The sequence below is a fragment of the Streptomyces enissocaesilis genome, assembly GCF_039533765.1.
In the GTDB taxonomy this organism is placed as follows: domain Bacteria; phylum Actinomycetota; class Actinomycetes; order Streptomycetales; family Streptomycetaceae; genus Streptomyces; species Streptomyces enissocaesilis.
The window spans coordinates 34,501-52,906 of sequence record NZ_BAAAUD010000009.1 but is presented as its reverse complement, the minus strand read 5'-3'; the positions used below and the strand labels follow the sequence as shown (position 1 = coordinate 52,906).

At 73.3% G+C, this 18,406-nt stretch carries 19 protein-coding genes, 2 pseudogenes and 1 riboswitch; of the genes and pseudogenes, 12 read left to right on the top strand and 9 right to left on the bottom strand.

Annotated features, from left to right (window positions below):
* Positions 1-5: 5 nt before the first annotated feature.
* The 3 genes from ABD374_RS03115 to ABD374_RS03105 form a co-directional block, all read right to left on the bottom strand.
* A complete protein-coding gene (locus tag ABD374_RS03115; RefSeq protein ID WP_344490184.1) occupies positions 6-995 on the bottom strand; it encodes a cobalamin biosynthesis protein in 990 nt (329 codons plus the stop codon).
* Between the two features lie 105 nt (positions 996-1,100).
* A riboswitch (cobalamin riboswitch) is annotated at positions 1,101-1,241 on the bottom strand.
* A 180-nt stretch (positions 1,242-1,421) separates the two neighbouring features.
* Positions 1,422-1,646: a hypothetical protein gene (locus ABD374_RS03110; RefSeq protein WP_344490181.1), complete on the bottom strand. Its 225-nt coding sequence runs from the start codon at positions 1,644-1,646 to the stop codon at positions 1,422-1,424.
* 15 nt (positions 1,647-1,661) lie between these two features.
* Positions 1,662-2,918: an inorganic phosphate transporter gene (locus ABD374_RS03105; RefSeq protein ID WP_344490178.1), complete on the bottom strand. Its 1,257-nt coding sequence runs from the start codon at positions 2,916-2,918 to the stop codon at positions 1,662-1,664.
* 82 nt (positions 2,919-3,000) lie between these two features.
* Between ABD374_RS03105 and ABD374_RS03100 the strand changes: the two are divergent.
* The 6 genes and pseudogenes from ABD374_RS03100 to ABD374_RS03075 all read left to right on the top strand — a co-directional run.
* Positions 3,001-3,744, top strand: a pseudogene (locus ABD374_RS03100) (class II aldolase/adducin family protein); the annotation flags it as partial.
* A 183-nt stretch (positions 3,745-3,927) separates the two neighbouring features.
* A complete protein-coding gene (locus ABD374_RS03095) occupies positions 3,928-5,055 on the top strand; it encodes an alpha/beta hydrolase family protein (RefSeq protein ID WP_344490272.1) in 1,128 nt (375 codons plus the stop codon).
* A gap of 271 nt (positions 5,056-5,326) precedes the next feature.
* Entirely contained in the window at positions 5,327-6,643 is a 1,317-nt protein-coding gene (locus ABD374_RS03090; RefSeq protein WP_344490175.1) for a hypothetical protein, read from the top strand.
* A gap of 239 nt (positions 6,644-6,882) precedes the next feature.
* Positions 6,883-8,481: an ABC-F family ATP-binding cassette domain-containing protein gene (locus ABD374_RS03085; RefSeq protein ID WP_344490172.1), complete on the top strand. Its 1,599-nt coding sequence runs from the start codon at positions 6,883-6,885 to the stop codon at positions 8,479-8,481.
* A gap of 353 nt (positions 8,482-8,834) precedes the next feature.
* Positions 8,835-9,056, top strand: coding sequence for a helix-turn-helix domain-containing protein (locus tag ABD374_RS03080; protein WP_006123601.1), 222 nt, complete (start codon positions 8,835-8,837; stop codon positions 9,054-9,056).
* 128 nt (positions 9,057-9,184) lie between these two features.
* Positions 9,185-9,976, top strand: a complete 792-nt coding sequence (locus ABD374_RS03075; RefSeq protein ID WP_344490168.1) for an enoyl-CoA hydratase/isomerase family protein — start codon at positions 9,185-9,187, stop codon at positions 9,974-9,976.
* 24 nt (positions 9,977-10,000) lie between these two features.
* Here ABD374_RS03075 and ABD374_RS03070 read toward each other — a convergent pair whose 3' ends face one another.
* Positions 10,001-10,777 carry a nucleopolyhedrovirus P10 family protein gene (locus tag ABD374_RS03070; protein WP_344490165.1) on the bottom strand — a complete coding sequence of 259 codons (777 nt, stop codon included), beginning with the start codon at positions 10,775-10,777 and terminating at the stop codon, positions 10,001-10,003.
* A gap of 94 nt (positions 10,778-10,871) precedes the next feature.
* Between ABD374_RS03070 and ABD374_RS03065 the strand changes: the two genes are divergently transcribed.
* From ABD374_RS03065 to amaP, 5 genes are read left to right on the top strand one after another with little or no spacing between them, the layout of a single operon-like run.
* Entirely contained in the window at positions 10,872-11,360 is a 489-nt protein-coding gene (locus ABD374_RS03065; RefSeq protein ID WP_344490162.1) for an Asp23/Gls24 family envelope stress response protein, read from the top strand.
* A gap of 12 nt (positions 11,361-11,372) precedes the next feature.
* Positions 11,373-11,564: a hypothetical protein gene (locus ABD374_RS03060; RefSeq protein ID WP_344490159.1), complete on the top strand. Its 192-nt coding sequence runs from the start codon at positions 11,373-11,375 to the stop codon at positions 11,562-11,564.
* Between the two features lie 8 nt (positions 11,565-11,572).
* Positions 11,573-11,920 (top strand): Asp23/Gls24 family envelope stress response protein, encoded by a 348-nt coding sequence (locus ABD374_RS03055; protein ID WP_344490155.1) that lies wholly within the window; start codon positions 11,573-11,575, stop codon positions 11,918-11,920.
* On the top strand, positions 11,917-12,630 hold the full coding sequence (locus ABD374_RS03050) for a DUF6286 domain-containing protein (protein WP_344490152.1): 714 nt from the start codon (positions 11,917-11,919) through the stop codon (positions 12,628-12,630). The genes ABD374_RS03055 and ABD374_RS03050 overlap by 4 nt, the downstream gene beginning before the upstream one ends.
* A gap of 7 nt (positions 12,631-12,637) precedes the next feature.
* Positions 12,638-13,216, top strand: a complete 579-nt coding sequence (gene amaP / locus ABD374_RS03045) for an alkaline shock response membrane anchor protein AmaP (protein WP_344490150.1) — start codon at positions 12,638-12,640, stop codon at positions 13,214-13,216.
* A gap of 78 nt (positions 13,217-13,294) precedes the next feature.
* On the opposite strand, the gene ABD374_RS03040 is transcribed toward amaP, so the two are convergent.
* The 5 genes from ABD374_RS03040 to ABD374_RS03020 all read right to left on the bottom strand — a co-directional run bounded on the left by ABD374_RS03040 (position 13,295) and on the right by ABD374_RS03020 (position 18,162).
* On the bottom strand, positions 13,295-14,050 hold the full coding sequence (locus ABD374_RS03040) for an SDR family oxidoreductase (protein ID WP_344490147.1): 756 nt from the start codon (positions 14,048-14,050) through the stop codon (positions 13,295-13,297).
* 4 nt (positions 14,051-14,054) lie between these two features.
* Positions 14,055-15,845, bottom strand: coding sequence for a glycoside hydrolase family 15 protein (locus ABD374_RS03035; RefSeq protein ID WP_344490145.1), 1,791 nt, complete (start codon positions 15,843-15,845; stop codon positions 14,055-14,057).
* A 64-nt stretch (positions 15,846-15,909) separates the two neighbouring features.
* On the bottom strand, positions 15,910-16,734 hold the full coding sequence (locus ABD374_RS03030; RefSeq protein ID WP_344490141.1) for an SURF1 family cytochrome oxidase biogenesis protein: 825 nt from the start codon (positions 16,732-16,734) through the stop codon (positions 15,910-15,912).
* Between the two features lie 92 nt (positions 16,735-16,826).
* Positions 16,827-17,060, bottom strand: a complete 234-nt coding sequence (locus ABD374_RS03025) for a hypothetical protein (protein WP_093801476.1) — start codon at positions 17,058-17,060, stop codon at positions 16,827-16,829.
* A 118-nt stretch (positions 17,061-17,178) separates the two neighbouring features.
* The gene (locus ABD374_RS03020) at positions 17,179-18,162 is read right to left on the bottom strand and encodes a DEDDh family exonuclease (protein ID WP_344490135.1); all 984 of its coding nucleotides are present in this window, start codon (positions 18,160-18,162) and stop codon (positions 17,179-17,181) included.
* A gap of 106 nt (positions 18,163-18,268) precedes the next feature.
* Here ABD374_RS03020 and ABD374_RS03015 point away from each other — a divergent pair.
* Positions 18,269-18,403: pseudogene (locus ABD374_RS03015) on the top strand (VIT1/CCC1 transporter family protein); the annotation flags it as partial.
* Positions 18,404-18,406 lie beyond the last annotated feature (3 nt).

Genomic DNA, 18,406 nt, shown 5'->3' with positions numbered 1-18,406 from the left:
ACCGCTCATGCGTCTCCCCTTCCTGTACGTGCGCCACCGCGCGCGCCGCGCCGCAGCGCCCCGAGCGCCAGCCGCCCCCCGACGGCCGCCGCGAGGGCGAGCGCCCCGACGCGGCGCGACAGCCGCGCCGCCCGTTCGATGTCCGGTACGCCGACGGGCCGGCCGGCGGCGTTGAGCACGGGCCGGTGCTCGACCCGGCCCGCGTACGAGAGCGTCCCGCCGAGCCGCACGCCGAGCGCACCGGCGAAGGCGGCCTCCACGGGGCCCGCGTTGGGGCTCGGGTGCTTGGCCGCGTCCGTACGCCAGGCCCGCACCGCACCGCGCGGATCGCCGTCCGCGCCGCCCGCCACGACCGCGAGGGCGGCCGTCAGCCGGGCGCCGGGCCAGCCGGCCACGTCGTCGAGGCGGGCCGAAGCCCAGCCGTAGCGCAGATATCTGGCCGATCTGTGTCCCACCATGGCGTCGAGCGTGTTGATCGCGCGGAAGGCCACGAGCCCCGGCACACCGCCCAGGGCGCCCCACACCAGCGCGCCCACGACCGCGTCCGAGGTGTTCTCGGCGACGGACTCGACGACGGCGCGGGCGATCTGCTGCGCGTCCAGTGCCTGCGGGTCGCGCCCGCACAGGTGGGGGAGGCGTTCGCGGGCGACCTCGACGTCCCCGGCCTCCAGGGCGCTGCCCACGGCGCGCGCCTCGCGGCCCAGCGACGTGCCTCCGACGACGGCCCAGGTGGCGGCGGCGGTCAGGGCGACAGCGGCGGCGGGGGAGCGGCGTACGGCACGGGAGGCGAGCGCGGCGGCGCCGGCGGCGCCTCCGGCGCACACCAGGGTGTGCACCGCGCCCCACCCGCGGTGGTCACGCCACAGCAGGGACTCGACGGCGCCCGCGGCCCGCCCGAACGCGGCGACCGGATGCCCGCGGCGAGGATCACCGAGGACGAGGTCGCCGATCAGGCCGGCGGTGGCGCCGTACGCGAAGATGCGATCGGCACGCATGGCTCAGCAGGCCGATGCGCCTCGAAGCGAACGCGTCGTACTCACAGGAATGACTGAACGGCAGCCGGGCATGGCGATATGTCCTCACTCAGGGTCCGCGCCCTGGTTCGACGTGACCGGCGGTGAGAGTTCCTGGCTCCCGGGGACTTCTTCGTCTTCCCCGGTCACAGTGGCGGGACCGCGCCGGATTCGCACCGGACTTCCTCTCGTGCCGCCGTATTCGGCTCCGGAAGTCCACCACGCTCCGCGAACGCCGTCAACTTGCCGTTGACCTGCGACGGGAGAGTGTGCCGAGACACACAGAGACCGCCCCGCCACCGGCTGTTGAGGGCCGGTGGCGGGGCGGTCTCCGTGGTGGTNACCGGCTGTTGAGGGCCGGTGGCGGGGCGGTCTCCGTGGTGGTCCGCCCCGACGGGGGACGGTGTGTCAGACGACGATCAGATAGATCCCGTACGTCACGGCCGCCGCGCACAGCGCGAAGCAGGCGTACGCGCCGGTGCGGGCCAGGACGGCGGATCCGCCGCCCTGCGCGGAGGCGCTCTGCTGCTTGGAGAGACCCACGATGCCGAGGGTGAACAGGCCCACCAGGGCGACGGTGGCCACGAGACTGACGCCGAATACGGAGCCGAGAGCTGCCCAGTCGATGTTCATGCTGTGTCCCTGTCCTTACACCGCGGCCGGGCTGGCCGGCTCGGCGGAGCTGCCGGCCGGGGCCGGGATGGTGGTCTTGAGTTCCTCGGCGGCGATGGCGGCGGCCGTGGGCGGCACGGTGACGGCCGCCATGGCGGTGGTCACGACGCCCGCGGGCTCGTCGTCGCCGGCGTCCACGTCGTTCACGTTGGTGTGGTCGACCACCTGACGGCGGGAGATGAACCAGATCGCGACGCAGGAGGCGACGAGGAAGACCGCGACCGCGGCGACGCCCCAGTCACCCTGCTTGGTGACGAACTCCGAGCCCGCGGCGACCAGGCCGGCGGCCGGCAGAGTCAGGCCCCAGGCCACGAACATCCGGGTGGCGGTCGACCAGCGGACGACGCCGCCCTTGCGGCCCAGGCCCGCGCCCATCACGGCGCCGGAGCAGGAGTGCGTCGTCGACAGGGAGAAGCCGAGGTTGGAGGAGGCGAGGATGACGCTGGCCGCGCTGGTCTGGGCGGCGAAGCCCTGCTGCGGCTGGAGGTCGGTGAGGCCCTTGCCCATGGTGCGGATGATGCGCCAGCCGCCGAGGTAGGTGCCCATCGCGATCGCGAGGCCGGCGGAGACGATGACCCACATCGGGGGGTTGGAGCCGGGGACGAGGACACCGCCGGCGACGAGCGCCAGCGTGATGATGCCCATGGTCTTCTGCGCGTCGTTCGTGCCGTGGGCCAGCGAGACCAGGCCCGCCGAGGTGATCTGTCCGGCGCGGTAGCCCTTCGAAGTGGCCTTCGGGTCGGCGTTGCGGCCGATGCGGTACGTCAGCCGGGAGGCGAGGTACGCGGAGAGGCCGGCCACGAGCGGGGCGGCGATCGCCGGGATCAGGACCTTGGTGACGACGGTGCCGCCGTTGACACCGCTGACGCCGACCGAGGCGATGGTGGCGCCGATCAGACCGCCCATGAGGGCGTGGGAGGAACTGGACGGCAGGCCGATCAGCCAGGTCATCAGGTTCCACAGGATGGCGCCGACCAGCGCCGCGAAGATCACTTCGGGCGTGATGCCCTCTTCGGTCACGATGCCGCTGGAGATCGTCTTGGCGACCTCCACGGACAGGAACGCGCCGACCAGGTTGAGCACGGCGGACATGGCCACCGCCGTCTTGGGCTTCAGGGCACCGGTCGAGATGGTGGTCGCCATCGCGTTCGCGGTGTCGTGGAAACCGTTCGTGAAATCGAACACTAGAGCTGTCACGATCACAATCGCGAGCAGCAAGGTGATGTGTTCCATTTACCCAGGCAATCGTTTGACGTCAGTGGCAAGTGGAACGTAGGCAACCTGAGTGAACGGAAGGTGAACTGGGTCGGGCGGTGTGGTGACCCGAAGCGGTTCGCCCGCGTTCCGTTCGGGCCGGGAACGGCTCCGAACCGGGCAATCCAGGGGCCTGTCGGCCCCTCACGAGCCCCGTGGGCCCGGCCGGAGACCCGTGGAAGAGATCCTGGTCACCCGGCAGGCTCCCGCCCCCGCCCGCCGGCCCTGCCGGCAGGGTCTCCGCACGGCTGAGCAGCGGCAGGACGCGCCGGACGCGCGGGACGCGATCGAGGGGGCGTGGGACGACCTGGTGGCCACGGCCCGCAGGACGGTGCGGGAAGGGCTGGTGGCCGGCACCTCCGGCAATGCCTCCGCACGGATCGCGGAGCTCGTCCTCGTCACCCCGAGCGGAGTCCCCTACGACCGGCTGCGGCCCGAGGACGCCGTCGCCGTCGCCCTCGGCGGGAAACAGGTCCTCGGCGCCCTCGTCCCGACCAGCGGACTCCCCATGCACCTCGCGGTCTCCCGGGCCACCTCCGCCGGAGCCGTGGTCCACACCCACGCCGTGCGCGCCACGGCCGTCTCCGCCCTCGTCGCCGAGCTGTCCCTCGTGCACTGCACGGCCGCGGCCCTCGGCGGCCCCGTCCGCGCCGCCCCGTACGCCACGTACGGCTCGCGGGAGCCGGCCGGGAACGTGCTCGAAGCCCTGCGCGACCGCTCCGGCTGCCTGCTGCGCAACGACGGCGCCGTGACCTACGGGGACACCCTCGACCAGGCCCACGACCGCACCGCGCAGCTGGAGCGGATGTGCGGGCTCCGGCTCACCGCGAGCTCGGTGCCGGGGCGCGAACCCTCCCTGCTCTCCGCCGGACAGCTGCGCGAAGCGCGGGAAAAGCTGAGCGGCTACGGCCGGCCCGGCTGGATCCGACACGCGGCCGTCCGGCCCCGCCCACTGGCCCCGGACCCCTCCTGTGCGGACACTGGAGCGGTGCGCCCGGCTACAGCGACGGCAGCGGCCGTCACCACCCTCCTCGGCGTCGGCGCGGCAGCGGTCGCGGTCGGCCGCTACGCCGGCGACGCCGCACTCAAGGCATCGTCCGGCAGGCCGCTGCCCCGCGACCCCCGGCTCACCGTGCACGCCACCGCGGCGGGACAGATCACCCTGACCCGCTGCCTGGCGTCGCTGCGCCCCGGCACGTACGGCATCGAGGGCCTCGGCGTCCACGCCGTCGTCGGCCCCGTCCTCGACGACGCGCCGCACACCGCGGACACCGTCGTACGCCGCCTGGAACGCGTCAGCCACGGCACGCTCGGCCCGGGCACCAGGGTGCGGCTCACCCCGCAGGTGTACGCCGGCGACCCGCGCACCGCACTCGGTCTCGACCACACCGACGTGGACATCCCCGGCGAACTCGGCGCGCTGCCCGCCTGGTTCCTGCCGGGCGCCCGCGACACCTGGGTGATCACCGTGCACGGCCTCGGCACCACCCGCGCCCACCCCATGAACATCCTGCCCTTCCTGCTGGGCCAGCAGCTTCCCGTCCTCGACCTCGCCTACCGGGGCGACGCCGGCGCCCCCAGACCGCCCGGCGGCCTCGGCCACCTCGGCGACTCCGAGTGGCGCGACGTGGACTCCGCGATCCGCTACGCCGTCCGGCGCGGCGCGGAGCACGTCATCCTGCACGGCTGGTCCACCGGCGCGGCCATGGCCGTGCACGCCGCGGTGCGCTCCCCGCTCCGCGACCGCGTCAGCGGCGTCGTACTCGACTCCCCGGTCCTCGACTGGGAGGCCACGGTGCGGGCCCTGGCCGCCTCCCGGCACACGCCGGGCGTGCTCCTCCCGCTCGCCGTCAGGGCCGTGCAGGGCAGCACGGGACTGCGCGGAGACCGCCTGCGCGAAGCGGCCGGCCCCGGGGGGCTGCGCGTGCCCACGCTGATCATCCACGGCCCGGACGACGCCGTGGCCCCGTGGCGCACCTCGCGGGAGCTCGCGCGGCTCCTCCCCGAGCTGGCGGTGCTCCACACCGTCCCGCACGCGCCCCACGCGGCCATGTGGAACGCCGATCCGGCCACCTACGAAGAGATCCTGCGCCGTTTCCTGACCCCTTTGATGTAGTCGACCGGCCCCGTGCGCGGCGGGCGGGGGAGAGCGGGGGGAGATGTTCCGGCCGGGCGACGCCCCCGGACAGGCCATGAGCAGACCCACGAACGGGCCCGCAAACGGGTCCACGAGCGGTGAGTTCGGTTCCGTTTGGGCTTTCGGGGCGTCAGCGGCGAGACTGCTCCCCGTGACGTCCCGTACACCGCGCGACTCCAGGCTCCGACTTGTCCGCCCGCGACCCCTCGCCGCTGCCCTCCCCCTGGCTTCCCAGGGCGGAACCCAGGCCGTGACGAACCGGCGTACCCGCCCGGCCCCGAGGCCCCCCGAGGGCACTCCGCCCCCCGCGGAACTGGCCCGTCAGGCCAGGGCCGTGCTCGCCGACGCCGTACGGGTCGCACGCTGGGCCTCCCCGTCGCCGCGCGGCGGAGAGTCCCACGTCGAGCCCGGCCGGGACGGCGCCCTCTCCGCCGCGGCCGCCCAACGGGCCGCGACGGACCTGGGCCTGACGCCGGCGCAGGTCCGCGCGGGCTGGGACAGGGCCAGACTCGCCGGACTGATCGAGCTGCACGGCGACCGCGCCCGCCCGGGCTGGCGGCTGCGCGCCTGGGACCGTGACGACGCGGCCGTCCTGCGCGGCTGGGTCGCGCTCTTCGACGCCTGGTCGATCGTCCACCCCGCCCCGGAGGGCATCACCGGCACGTCCGTCGCCGAGGTCGTGGAAGCGCTCCCCCAGGTGCTCTCCCTCCTCCAGCTCTCGGCCGGCCCCGTTCAGGTACCGGCGCTGCTCGACCTGCTCGAACAGCGCGTCGTCGAGCTCCGCGAAGAGCGCTGCGAGGTTCCCTACGACTCCCAGCCGCTGCCCGCCCCCGCCGCCCCGGACGCTCCGCTCTCCCTCCTCCTCGACTGGGCCCTGGAAGGCCAGGCCGCCGTCGGTGCCCTGACCCTGGGTCCCGGACTCGCCACCCTCACCGCGCTCGGCAACTGGGCGGTGTGGGTCAAGCTGGAGCAGATCTGCGTCGCGGCCCAGAGCCCCGCCGGGAACATCGAGCAGTCCGCCGAGGACATGCTGCGCGGCTGCGCCCGCCTGACCCCGGGCCCCGCCCGTGCCGAGTACCGCGCCTGGCTCGCCGCCCGCACCGTCTCCAGCGCCGTCACCGAGCTCCTCGAAGCCGCCCGCGGCGAGGACGCGCTGCTGCGCGGGCTCGCCTTCGACGCGCTGCGGGTGGTCGGCGCCCCGGCGGAGTCCGGCGTACGGGCCGCGGCCGACGACGGTTCGCTGCGCCCCTACGCCCTGCTGTGGCTGGCGGAGTACGAGGGCGCCGACCCCGAGGACGTCCACGAGATCCTCACCCGCGAGGAGTCCACCTGGCTCTGGGTGGACACCGCCGCGGCCGTCGCCGACCACGGCGACATCCAGCTGCTGGTGCGCCATCTCGACGCCGCCGTGCAGTCGACCGTGCCGGCCCTGCTCGACGAGGTCCGCGCCGTCGGCCACCCGCGGACCGTCCAGGTCCTGGTGGCCCTGGCCGCGGCCCACCCGGACCCGGCCCTCGCCAAGGCCATGCGCCGGGCGGCCTTCCAGGTGCACACGGGCGGGGTGTAGCGGATACGGCGGAACCGCCGGGGGCGCGCCCCCGGACCTCCGTCTCCCCGGCCGCCGGCGACGGGAGAGCGCGGAGGCCCGGGAAAGCCCGGGCCACGGGGGCGGAACCCGTGTCCGAAAAGTAGTTGCGCACGACCGTTAGACTGGGTCTATGGCAACTCTCCTTGTGCATTAGACGGCGTCGAAGAAATCCCTCCGCCCGTCCCTTCCGCCGTCCATACCGCCCTGGAGTTTTTCCCTTGATCACCGCTTCCGGCATCGAGCTGCGCGCCGGCGCCCGCCTGCTCATCGAGTCCGCTTCCTTCCGCATCGCCAAGGGCGACCGCATCGGCCTCGTCGGCCGCAACGGCGCGGGCAAGACCACCCTCACCAAGTGCCTCGCGGGTGAGGGCACCCCCGCCGGCGGCACCATCACCCGCTCCGGCGAGGTCGGCTACCTCCCGCAGGACCCCCGCACCGGCGACCTCGAGGTCCTCGCCCGCGACCGCATCCTGTCCGCCCGCGACCTCGACTCGGTCCTGCGCAAGATGCGCGAGAACGAGGAGCGGATGTCGAACGGACAGGGTGCCACCCGCGAGAAGGCGATGAAGAAGTACGAGCGCCTGGAGACGGAGTTCCTCACCAAGGGCGGGTACGCCGCCGAGGCCGAGGCCGCCACCATCGCCGCCGCGCTCGGCCTGCCCGACCGCGTGCTCGGCCAGCCCCTCCACACGCTCTCCGGCGGTCAGCGCCGCCGTGTCGAGCTGGCCCGCATCCTCTTCTCGGACGCCGACATCCTGCTCCTCGACGAGCCGACGAACCACCTCGACGCCGACTCGATCGCCTGGCTCCGGGACTACCTCAAGACGTACCGCGGCGGCTTCATCGTGATCTCCCACGATGTCGAGCTGGTCGAGACGGTCGTCAACAAGGTCTTCTACCTGGACGCGAACCGCTCGCAGATCGACGTCTACAACATGGGCTGGAAGCTGTACCAGCAGCAGCGCGAGGCCGACGAGAAGCGCCGCAAGCGCGAGCGCCAGAACGCCGAGAAGAAGGCATCCGCCCTCAACTCGCAGGCCGACAAGATGCGCGCCAAGGCCACCAAGACCGTCGCCGCGCAGAACATGGCCAAGCGCGCCGAGCGCCTGCTCTCCGGCCTCGAAGCGGTACGCGTCTCCGACAAGGTCGCCAAGCTGCGCTTCCCGGACCCCGCGCCCTGCGGCAAGACCCCGCTGATGGCGGAGGGCCTGTCCAAGTCGTACGGCTCGCTGGAGATCTTCACCGACGTCAACCTGGCCATCGACAAGGGCTCGCGGGTCGTCATCCTCGGCCTCAACGGCGCGGGCAAGACGACCCTGCTGCGCCTGCTCGGCGGCGCGGAGAAGCCCGACACCGGCGAGGTCATCCCCGGCCACGGCCTCAAGCTCGGCTACTACGCCCAGGAGCACGAGACCCTCGACCCGGAGCGCTCCGTCCTGGAGAACATGCGCTCGGCGGCCCCCGACCTCGACCTCGTCTCGGTCCGCAAGACGCTCGGCTCGTTCCTCTTCACCGGCGACGACGTCGACAAGCCGGCCGGAGTCCTCTCCGGCGGCGAGAAGACCCGTCTCGCGCTGGCCACCCTCGTCGTCTCGTCCGCCAACGTCCTGCTCCTCGACGAGCCGACGAACAACCTCGACCCGGCCAGCCGCGAGGAGATCCTCGGCGCCCTGCGCACCTACAAGGGCGCCGTCATCCTCGTCACCCACGACGAGGGCGCGGTCGACGCCCTGGAGCCGGAGCGGATCATCCTGCTGCCGGACGGCGTGGAGGACCTGTGGGGCCCCGACTACAAGGACCTCGTCGCCCTGGCCTGACCCTGCCCGGATCCCGCCCTGATCCACTCCGGCTGGATCATTCGGCTTACGGGTGATCCTTCATCTGGGTGAGCGGCTCTCGTACCGCGGCGTGTCATGCACCGGATCGCGGCCCGTCCCCCGTGGGGCGGGCCCTTTGCGTTCCACTGATCGTCTGCCCGCGCTGACCTGCCCGTTCCCTCCGTGCCCCGTCCGGCCCCAGGGCGGGCAGCTCTCGGATTTCTCCATTCCAGTTGTGGCGTGCGGTTCCTCCCCGGCAAACCTTGTTGTACGGACCTTGCCGAATGGGTGGCCAGGAAGCCGGGAAGGGGTGATCATGAGAGTTCAGAGCGCACTTCCTTGAGGAGGCACGGGTGGCCGAGACTCTGAAGAAGGGCAGCCGGGTAACCGGCGCCGCGCGCGACAAGCTCGCGGCAGACCTGAAGAAGAAGTACGACTCCGGTGCGAGCATCCGGGCGTTGGCCGAAGAGACCGGTCGCTCCTACGGATTCGTACACCGGATGCTCAGCGAGTCCGGAGTCACGCTGCGGGGACGCGGCGGGGCGACGCGAGGCAAGAAGGCCGCTTCGGCCTGACAGCCCCGGGCGGGCCCGGCTCATCGGTTCTTGGGCGGTGGCCACCCGGGCGATCGGAGGATCGCCCGGGTGGTTACTGTGCAGTCACTTACTGACCGCACGACTGCCACCCGAACCGGAGGCGCCACATGGCTTCGCTCGACTCTGTGCTCGACAAGGACGGCGTACGACTCACCGTCGAGGACGCCGTTGCCACGGTGACCCTGACCAATGCGGCCAAGCGCAACGCCCAGTCTCCCGCTCTGTGGCGGGCGTTGACGGAAGCCGGACGGTCTCTGCCCGGCAACGTGCGGGTCGTGGTGCTGCGCGGCGAGGGCAAGTCCTTCTCCGCCGGCCTGGACCGGCAGGCGTTCAGCCCCGAGGGGTTCGACGGTGAGCCCTCCTTCCTCGACCTGGCACGCGGTTCCGACGAAGACCTCGACGCGGTCATCGCCGAGTACCAGGAGGCGTTCACCTGGTGGCGGCGCAGCGACCTCGTCACCGTCGCCGCCGTGCAGGGGCATGCCATCGGCGCCGGCTTCCAGCTCGCCCTCGCCTGCGACCTGCGGGTCGTCGCCGAGGACGTGCAGTTCGCCATGCGCGAGACCAGCCTCGGCCTCGTCCCCGACCTCACCGGTACACACCCGCTGCACGGTCTCGTCGGCTATGCCCGCGCACTGGAGATCTGCGCCACCGGACGCTTCGTCCACGCGGCGGAGGCCGAGCGCATCGGCCTCGCCAACCTGGTGGTGCCCGCCGGTGAACTCGACGCCGCCGTACGGGACTTGGCGGGCGCACTGCTGGCCGCGCCGCGCGACGCCGTGATCGAGACCAAGGCACTTCTCCAGGGCGCGGCCTCGCGCACGTACGAGGAACAGCGCGTCGCGGAGCGCGCCGCGCAGGCCCGCAGGCTCCGCGACCTCGCGGGGATCGGCGACTGATCCACTCCACGCGGGCCGCCCGGTTCACTCCACGCGGGTCACCAGGACGGCCACCGTGGGGCGGCCGCCCCGGACCGCAGTGACCGCCTCGCGGACCGCCTTGCGCACGGCCAGGGCGACCGCGAGCGTCCGGCGGTCCGCCGCGGCCGCCAGCTCCACGCGTACGTGGCCGTCGGCGAGGTGGACCGGGGCGCCGAGGGTGTGGGTCAGGCGCACCACGCCGGGGACGGGCGCCGCCGCGGCGGCGGCGCCCGCCCGGCTCGCGGCCTCCTCCTCCGGGCGGGGCGGGCCGTCCCCGTGCGCCTCACCGCGTCCCTCGCGGTGCCCTGCGCCTCCGCCGCCTCCCTCGTCCTCCTCGTCGTCTCCCTCGTCCGGGGGAGCGGCCGCGACGGGTTCCCGGCCCGCCTCCACCAGGTCCGTCACCCGCAGATCCACCGCGGTGACCATGAGTCCCAGCCGGGCCGACGCCGCCTCCCGCAGCGCGATGCGCAGCCGCTCCGCCCGCTGCGGCAGCGGCTCGCCCCCGGCCGTGGCCGTGAAGTCCGCCTCGATGCGCAGCGGCCCGGGCGGCAATGCGCTCGGGGGCGGCGAGACGGCGGGCTCGGCCGCAGTGTCCGGGTCCGCGAGCCCGATCCGCAGCGCCCCCAGACCGACGCCGGCGATCCCCTCCGCCGCCCGCCGCAGAACCGGAGCGGCTGCCTTCTCCGCCAGCCACGCGCCGTCCGCCGCTTCACCCAGGGGCAGCAGTCTGCCCAGGCCGAGCCGCTGCCGTACTGCCCGTGTCCATCCGTCAGGTGCCATTGCCCCAGCCTGCCGCATCCCCGGCGCGAGATCGGGCAACCGGCCCTAATGTGGGCAACGGAGTCCAGTACCGCCCGGAAAGGGACGAACGGCCATGACTGACACCGTGCAGCCCAACCCGCCGGACAATCCCGGCAGGGACGTGTCCGGCGGCGAGGGGAAGAAGCCCTCGATGACCAAGCAGGGCGGCAGCGACCCGGCCGGCCGGGGCCGCACCACCGTCGCCGACGGTGTGGTCGAGAAGATCGCCGGGCTCGCGGCCCGCGACGTACTGGGCGTGCACGCCATGGGCAGTGGTCTCTCCCGCACGCTCGGGGCCGTCCGCGACCGGGTGCCCGGCGGAGCCAAGTCCGTCACCCGGGGCGTGAAGGCCGAGGTCGGCGAGGTGCAGGCGGCTCTCGACCTGGAGATCGTCGTCGAGTACGGCGTACCGATCGCCGATGTCGCCCGCGCTGTCCGTCAGAACGTCGTGTCGTCCGTGGAACGCATGACAGGGCTTGAAGTCGTAGAGGTCAATATCGCGGTCAGTGATGTGAAGCTGCCCGACGAGGCAGAGGACGAGCCGGAGTCACGTCTCCAGTAGAGGGAGCGCAGGATGAACATGGCGGTGGTCGGCCTTGCGGCCGGTATGGCGCTCGGATTCGCCGGATATTTCGGCGGTTTCGGAGCATTTTTGCTGGTGGCGGCGTTGGGCGCGATCGGCTTCGTAGTGGGCCGGTTCGCCGACGGCGATCTTGAACCGGGCGATGTCTTCCGCGTGCGCGAACGCGGCGACCGGCCGAGGTGACCCCCGCGATGGCCGCCGGTCAGGTCGAAGCCGCCGAACGTGGTGCGACCCGGATCGCCGACCGGGTCGTCGCGAAGATCGCCGCCCGGTCGGCGCGCGAGGCGCTCGGAGGGGTGCCCGAGGGCGGCAGGGCGCCGCACGCCACGGTGACGGTGCACCACGACACGGCGCGGGTGCGCGTCGTCCTCGAACTCGGCTATCCCTCCGACATCGGCGGCCTGTGCGGCGCGGTGCGGCGCCACGTCGCACAGGGCGTACGGGCCATGGCGGGAATGGAGGTGTCCGAGGTGGCGGTCCAGGTCGAGCGGCTGCACCCGGCACAGGTGCTCCACGGGGAACGGGGGAAGGTCCGATGAGCGAACCCGACAGCCGTACGCAGCCGCTCCCCGTCGTCGCACGGGAACAGGGCCCGTCCGGCCCGTCCGGTCCGTCCGACCCTCCCCGCCCGCCCGGTCCCGGCGGGTCCTCGGCCGCCGAGGCGCACGACCCGGTACCGACCCTGGAGCAGGGCGGCGGCGACGGGAAATCAGGACGCTTCTGGTCCGCCCGCCGGGTGCCGGCCGCGCTGGTCGCCCTGGTGCTGCTCGCCGGCACCGGTCTGCTGCTGTACGACATCGCGGCGGTACGGGCCGGCCACTCCGCGATGCGGTGGCGCCGCGAACTGGCGGACGGCCTCGCGACGCGGCCCCTGGACGACGTGTGGGTGCTGGTCGGCGCGGGCGCCCTGGCGGCGCTCGGCCTGTGGCTGCTGCTCCTCGCCGTCACGCCCGGGCTGCGCTCGATTCTGCCGATGCGGCGCACGTCCGCCCACGTACGGGCCGGACTCGACCGCCCCGCCGCCGCGACGGTGCTGCGGGACCGGGCCATGGAGGTGCCCGGCGTGCAGTCCGCGCGGGTACGGGTGAGGCGCTCCAAAGTGGGCGTGCGGGCGGTGTCCCACTTCCGTGAACTCGACGACGTACGGGCCGACCTGGACACCGCGGTCGCGGCCGGCATCCAGCAGCTCGGGCTCGACCGGCAGCCGCGCCTGTCCGTACGTGTCGGCCGTCCGGCCAGGAAGGGATGACGAGACGATGCCCCAGAAGGTCAACCGTGCCCTGCTCGGACTCGTGGGCCTGGTGCTGCTCGCCCTGGGCGGCGCGGTGCTCGCTGCCGGGCTCGGCGCGACCGTACCGTCGTGGTGGCCCTTCAGCGGGCCCGACGACGTGCTGCTGAGCGAGGCGGACCGTACGCGGTGGCGGGACGCGGGGTGGTGGTGGCCGGCCGTCATCGCGGTCCTCGTGGTGCTGGTCCTCCTCGCGCTGTGGTGGCTGCTCGCCCAGCTGCGCCGTGCCCGGCTCGCCGAAGTGCTGGTCGACACCGGTGACGGCGAGGGAGCGGTGGTGCGGGGGCGGGCGCTGGAGAACGCGCTGGCGGGCGAGGCGCAGACACTGGACGGCGTCGAACGGGCGCGCGTGACGCTGACGGGCCGGCGGCAGGCGCCCCGGGCACGGGTCGCGCTGCGCCTCCCGCCCCACGCGCAGCCCGCCGGGACGCTGGCGGGATTCACGCGTGGACCGCTGGCTCACGCACGCGCTTCGGCACGGCTGGACGCGCTGCCGGCGGAGGTCCGCATGCGCGAGGTCAAGCACCGGGCGCGGCGGGTGAGCTGACGTACGCCCTCGTCCGCCGGAGGGGCTCCCCGGGAGTTCCCCCGGCGGACGAGGACGCGATCACGTGAGCGCGAGGAGTCAGAAGCCGCGGCGGGTGCCGCCGTCGACCGGGAGCATGACACCCGTCAGGTACGACGCGGCCGGGGACAGCAGGAACGCGGCCACCTTGCCGAACTCGTCCGGCGTGCCGTAACGGCCCAGCGGGATGCGCGACTCGTTGGCCGCGCGGGCCGCGTCGCTGTCGCCGGACAGGGCGTCCAGCTCGCGCACCCGGTCCGTGTCGACCCGGGCCGGCAGCAGGCCCACCACACGGATGCCCCGCGGCCCCAGGTCGTCGGCGAGGGACTTCGCGAAGCCGGCCAGTCCCGGCCGCAGGCCGTTCGAGATGGTGAGGCCGGGGATCGGTTCGTGGACCGAGCCGGACAGGACGAAGCCGATGACACCGCCCTCGGAGAGCTCGGCCGCCGCCGCGCGGGCCAGCCGTACCGCTCCGAGGAAGACGGAGTCGAAGGCCGCCTGCCACTGCTCGTCCGTGTTGTCGGCGGCGGAGCCCGGCGGCGGGCCGCCGACGCTGATGAGAACGCCGTCGAAGCGTCCGAAGTGCGCACGGGCGGCCGCGATCAGACGCCCGGCCGCCGCGGGATCGGCGTTGTCCGCGGCGACCGCCACCGCGTTCGGGCCGAGCTCGGCGGCGGCGTCGGCGGCCGTCTTCGCGTCCCGGCCGCTCACGACGACCTTCGCGCCTTCCTCGGTCAACCGGCGCGCGGAGGCGAAGCCGAGCCCGCGGCTGGCTCCGGTGACGACGTACACCCGGTCCTTCAGTTCAAGATCCATGGGGTCATCCTGCCGTCTCGGCGTGGACGAGGGCGAGGGCGGACCCCACCAGTCCGATGTGGCTGAACGCCTGGGGGAAGTTTCCGAGCTGCCGTCCGGAGACCGGGTCGTACTCCTCGGCGAGCAGTCCCACGTCGTTGCGCAGCGCCAGCAGCCGCTCGAAGAGCTCCCGGGCCTCCTTCGTCCGGCCCGTCATCCGCAACGCGTCGACCAGCCAGAACGAGCAGGCCAGGAAGGTTCCTTCGTCGCCCGGCAGTCCGTCGACGCTGCGGCTGTCCGTGCTGTAGCGGCGGATGAAACCGCCGTGACCGAGTTCGGACTGCACCGCCTCGACCGTCCCGACGACCCGCGGATCGTCCGGCGGCAGGAATCCGGTCCGGGGGATGAGGAGCGTGGCGGCGTCCAGTTCGGTGGAGCCGTACCACTGCGTGAAGGTGTTGCGCCCGGGGTCGTACCCCTTCTCGCAGACCTCCCGGTGCACCTCGTCGCGCATCGCCCGCCACCGGTCCGCGTCGCCGGGCAGCGCCGGGTCCTCCTCCAGGGCGCGCACGGCGCGGTCGGCCGCGACCCACGCCATCAGCTTGGAGTGCACGAAGTGCCGGCGCGGCCCCCTGACCTCCCACAGGCCCTCGTCCGGCTCGCGCCAGTTGGACTCCAGGAAGCCGAGCAGGCTGAGCTGGAGGTTCCACGCCTGCGGCTTGGGGCGCAGGCCCGACGCCCTCGCCAGATGGAGGGAGTCGATGACCTCGCCGTACACGTCGAGCTGGAGCTGGTCGACGGCCGCGTTGCCGGTGCGGACGGGCTTGGACCCCTCGTACCCGCCCAGCCACGGCAGTTCCGTCTCGGGCAGCCGGCGCTCGCCGGCGAGCCCGTACATGATCTGCAGGTCGGCCGGGTCGCCCGCGACCGCCCGCAGCAGCCAGTCGCGCCAGGCCCCGGCCTCCTCGGTGTAGCCGGCGGCGACGAGCGCGCCGAGGGTGAGGGTGGAGTCGCGCAGCCAGCAATAGCGGTAGTCCCAGTTGCGTACGCCGCCGATCTCCTCCGGGAGCGAGGTGGTGGGGGCGGCGACGATGCCGCCGGTCGGGGCGTACGTGAGCGCCTTGAGGGTGATGAGGGAGCGCACCACGGCCTCGCGGTACGGGCCCTCGTACTTGCAGCGGGCGGCCCACTCCTCCCAGTCGTGGAGGCTGTGCTCCAGGCCCTCGTACGGGTCGATGAAGTCGGGCTGCGGCTCGTGCGACGGGTGCCACGTCATGACGAACGCGACCTTCTCGCCCTCGGCGACGGTGAACGACGAGTAGGTGGTGTACTGCTGGCCCCAGGTCTTCACCCGGTCGGTGGCGTCGCAGCGCAGCCAGACGGAGTCGGGCCCCGCGATGGCCACCCGGTGGCCGTTCGTGCGGCGCATCCACGGCACGACGTTGCCGTAGTCGAAGCGCAGCCGGAGCGTGGAGCGCATCGACACCGCGCCCGAGAGGCCCTCGACGATCCGTACGACGTCGGGGGCCTGGTCGCGCTGCGGCATGAAGTCGGTGACCTTGACCGTGCCGGAGCCGGTCTCCCAGACCGACTCCAGGATGAGGCTGTTCCCCCGGTAGGACCGGCGCGTGCAGGGACCCCCGCCGGACGGGGCGATGCGCCAGTGTCCGTTCTCCTCGTCACCGAGCAGCGCGGCGAAACAGGCGGCCGAGTCGAAGCGGGGCAGGCAGAGCCAGTCGATGGAACCGTCTCTGCCCACCAGTGCCGCGGTCTGCAGGTCCCCGATGAGCGCGTAGTCCTCGATGAGTTGGGTCACGCACACTCGTGTTCCCACGGGGGGACGGCATTAAGCCGTATCCGTTTGAACGGCGGACGCCGGTTCAGGCGTCGGCGGTGGCGGGCTCGGCCGGGGCCCCTCCGCCGGGCCCGCCTGCCCCGCCGGGCCCGTCCGCCCCGCCGGATTCGGCGCGGTCGCGCAGTTCGCGGCGTACGAGAACGACCCAGCCGACCGGCACCGCGGCGGCGAAGAGCCACCACTGCACGGCGTACGCCATGTGCGGACCGATGGAGCCGGCGTCGGGCTCGGGCACGAGCTGCGGCTTCGGACCGGCCGGGACGGGCCCGGTCTGCTCGATGTAACCGCCGAGGACGGGCCGCGAGAGCGTCTTCGCCTGCTGCGCGCTGTTGATCAGCATGACCTGGCGGGGCGGCAGGCCGCTCAGGTCCTTGATGCCGCTGCCCGCCGTCGTCTCGTCGGCCTTGAGGCGCCCGGTGACGGTGACCTCGCCCCCGGGGGCGGCCGGGATCTCGGGGAACGCCCGCTGGTCGGCGCCGAAGGGGACCCAGCCGCGGTTGACGAGGACGGCGCGGCCGTCGTCCATGACCAGCGGGGTGAGGACATGGAAGCCGACCTGGTCGTCGGCGTCGGTCCTGCGGCGTACGACGACTTCGTGCGCGGTGTCGTACGTACCGGTGGCGGTCACCCGGCGCCAGTAGTCGGCGCGCGGAACGGTGTGCCCGGGGGAGGTGAGGTCACCGACGGGCAGGGGTTCGGCCCTGAGGTTGCCGGAGATCAGCTCGTTCTGCGCGACCCGGTGCTCGTGCCGGTGCAGCTGCCAGAATCCCAGTTCCACCATGACGGGGATGAGAACGAGCATCAGGAGGGTGAGGATCACCCACTGCCGGGACAACAGGAAGCGGTACACGTCCTTGACGTTACCTGGCGCGCGGTGCTCCCCGGCCGGTGGGTCACCCGCCGGGGAGCACCGCGTGTGCGCCGTGGTGCCGGGCCGTGGCGTCAGACCTTGTCGACGATGCCCACCTTCCCCTCCGCGCGCGCACAGTGCGCGCTGCAGAACCAGCGGCCCTCGGCCTCCACGCCCTGGCCGATGATCTGGACCCGGCAGTGTTCGCAGATCGGTGCCATCCGGTGGATGGCGCAGGAGAAGCAGTCGAAGACGTGCACCGCGCCCTGCGCGTGCACCTCGAAGGACATGCCGTAGTCGTTTCCGCATACCTCGCAACGTGCCATGCGCCACAGGGTGGGACGCCGGGCGGCGGCTCGGCGAGCGGTCGGCGGGCGAGTCGCGTACCAATCACCCGTCTGCCGGGACCTGCTCGTGCCGCGGGACCTGCTCGTGCCGCGGGACCTACCCTTCGGCCGCGACCACGTCCCGCAGCAGCTGGGTGAAGGCGGCCTCGTCGACGACGGGGGTGCCGAACGCCTTGGCCTTGACCGTCTTGGACGTGGCCGCGTCGGGATCGTTGGTGACGAGCAGACTGGTGAGCCGGGACACGCTCGTCGCGATGTGCAGCCCCGCCTCCACGGCCCGGTCCTCCAGCAGCTCGCGGTCCACGGACGTGTCACCCGAGAACGCCACCCGCATGCCCTGCCGGAGCAGCTTGCCCGGCTCGTAGCGCCCGGGGTTCGGGTACGGGCAGGCCGGACGCTTGCGCGACGGGCGCCAGCTCGCGCCGCCCGCTCCCCGGTACGACGGCTGGTAGCCGGCCCGGGGGGCCGGGGGCGAGTCCGACCACTCGGTGAGCGGCCGGCATTCGAGCAGCGGCAGCCGTACCCCGTCCCGCGCCGCCGCGTGCAGGCTCGGGCGGAACGCCTCGGCGAGCACGCGCGCGTCGTCGAGGGCGTGGTGCGCCCGCTGCTGGACGACGCCGAAGTGCGCGGCCAGCGACTCCAGCTTGTGGTTGGGCAGGGGGAGCCGGAGCTCCTTGGAGAGCGCGATGGTGCACAGCCGCTGCCGGACGGGCGCGGTGCGCTCGGCGCGTGCGTACTCCCGGGCGATCATCGACCAGTCGAACATCGCGTTGTGCGCGACGAGCACCCGGCCGTCGAGCCGCTCGGACAGCTCGGCCGCGATGTCCGGGAACAGCGGGGCGTCCGCGAGCACATCGCTGGTCAGTCCGTGGATCCAGACGGGGCCCGGGTCGCGCTCGGGGTTGACCAGCGTGTACCAGTGGTCCTCGACGTCTCCCCGGTGGTCCAGCCGGTAGACGGCAGCGGAGATTATCCGGTCGTCGCGCGCGAGTCCGGTGGTCTCCACGTCGACGACTGCGTACCCCTTCGGGTAGGCGGTCGGCCACGGCGCTGCTGTCGAGTGGTCTTCGAGCATGGTCATTGAGGATACGGGCCTCCACTGACAGCCCCGGCCGCCCGGGTGCGCGGCCACCGGTGGGGGCGGGGCGGTCCGCGTCCGGTGACGGCGCGGGTGAGACCCTCCCCGGGTGACCGACCGGACGCATGACGAAGCCCACGGCGGGGGCCTCGGCTCCCGGCTGAACTGGCTGCGCGCCGGGGTGCTCGGGGCCGACGACGGCATCGTCTCCACCGCCGGCATCGTCGTCGGAGCGGCCGGCTCCGCC

Bases quoted from the DNA above. Each gene is read 5' to 3' on its own strand.
- ABD374_RS03025 (WP_093801476.1), bottom strand. From the start codon at position 17,060: ATGGCACGTTGCGAGGTATGCGGAAACGACTACGGCATGTCCTTCGAG.
- ABD374_RS03040 (WP_344490147.1), bottom strand. From the start codon at position 14,050: ATGGATCTTGAACTGAAGGACCGGGTGTACGTCGTCACCGGAGCCAGC.
- ABD374_RS03075 (WP_344490168.1), top strand. From the start codon at position 9,185: ATGGCTTCGCTCGACTCTGTGCTCGACAAGGACGGCGTACGACTCACC.
- ABD374_RS03070 (WP_344490165.1), bottom strand. From the start codon at position 10,777: ATGGCACCTGACGGATGGACACGGGCAGTACGGCAGCGGCTCGGCCTG.
- ABD374_RS03050 (WP_344490152.1), top strand. From the start codon at position 11,917: ATGAGCGAACCCGACAGCCGTACGCAGCCGCTCCCCGTCGTCGCACGG.
- ABD374_RS03065 (WP_344490162.1), top strand. From the start codon at position 10,872: ATGACTGACACCGTGCAGCCCAACCCGCCGGACAATCCCGGCAGGGAC.
- ABD374_RS03055 (WP_344490155.1), top strand. From the start codon at position 11,573: ATGGCCGCCGGTCAGGTCGAAGCCGCCGAACGTGGTGCGACCCGGATC.
- ABD374_RS03115 (WP_344490184.1), bottom strand. From the start codon at position 995: ATGCGTGCCGATCGCATCTTCGCGTACGGCGCCACCGCCGGCCTGATC.
- ABD374_RS03105 (WP_344490178.1), bottom strand. From the start codon at position 2,918: ATGGAACACATCACCTTGCTGCTCGCGATTGTGATCGTGACAGCTCTA.
- ABD374_RS03110 (WP_344490181.1), bottom strand. From the start codon at position 1,646: ATGAACATCGACTGGGCAGCTCTCGGCTCCGTATTCGGCGTCAGTCTC.
- amaP (WP_344490150.1), top strand. From the start codon at position 12,638: ATGCCCCAGAAGGTCAACCGTGCCCTGCTCGGACTCGTGGGCCTGGTG.
- ABD374_RS03060 (WP_344490159.1), top strand. From the start codon at position 11,373: ATGAACATGGCGGTGGTCGGCCTTGCGGCCGGTATGGCGCTCGGATTC.
- ABD374_RS03020 (WP_344490135.1), bottom strand. From the start codon at position 18,162: ATGACCATGCTCGAAGACCACTCGACAGCAGCGCCGTGGCCGACCGCC.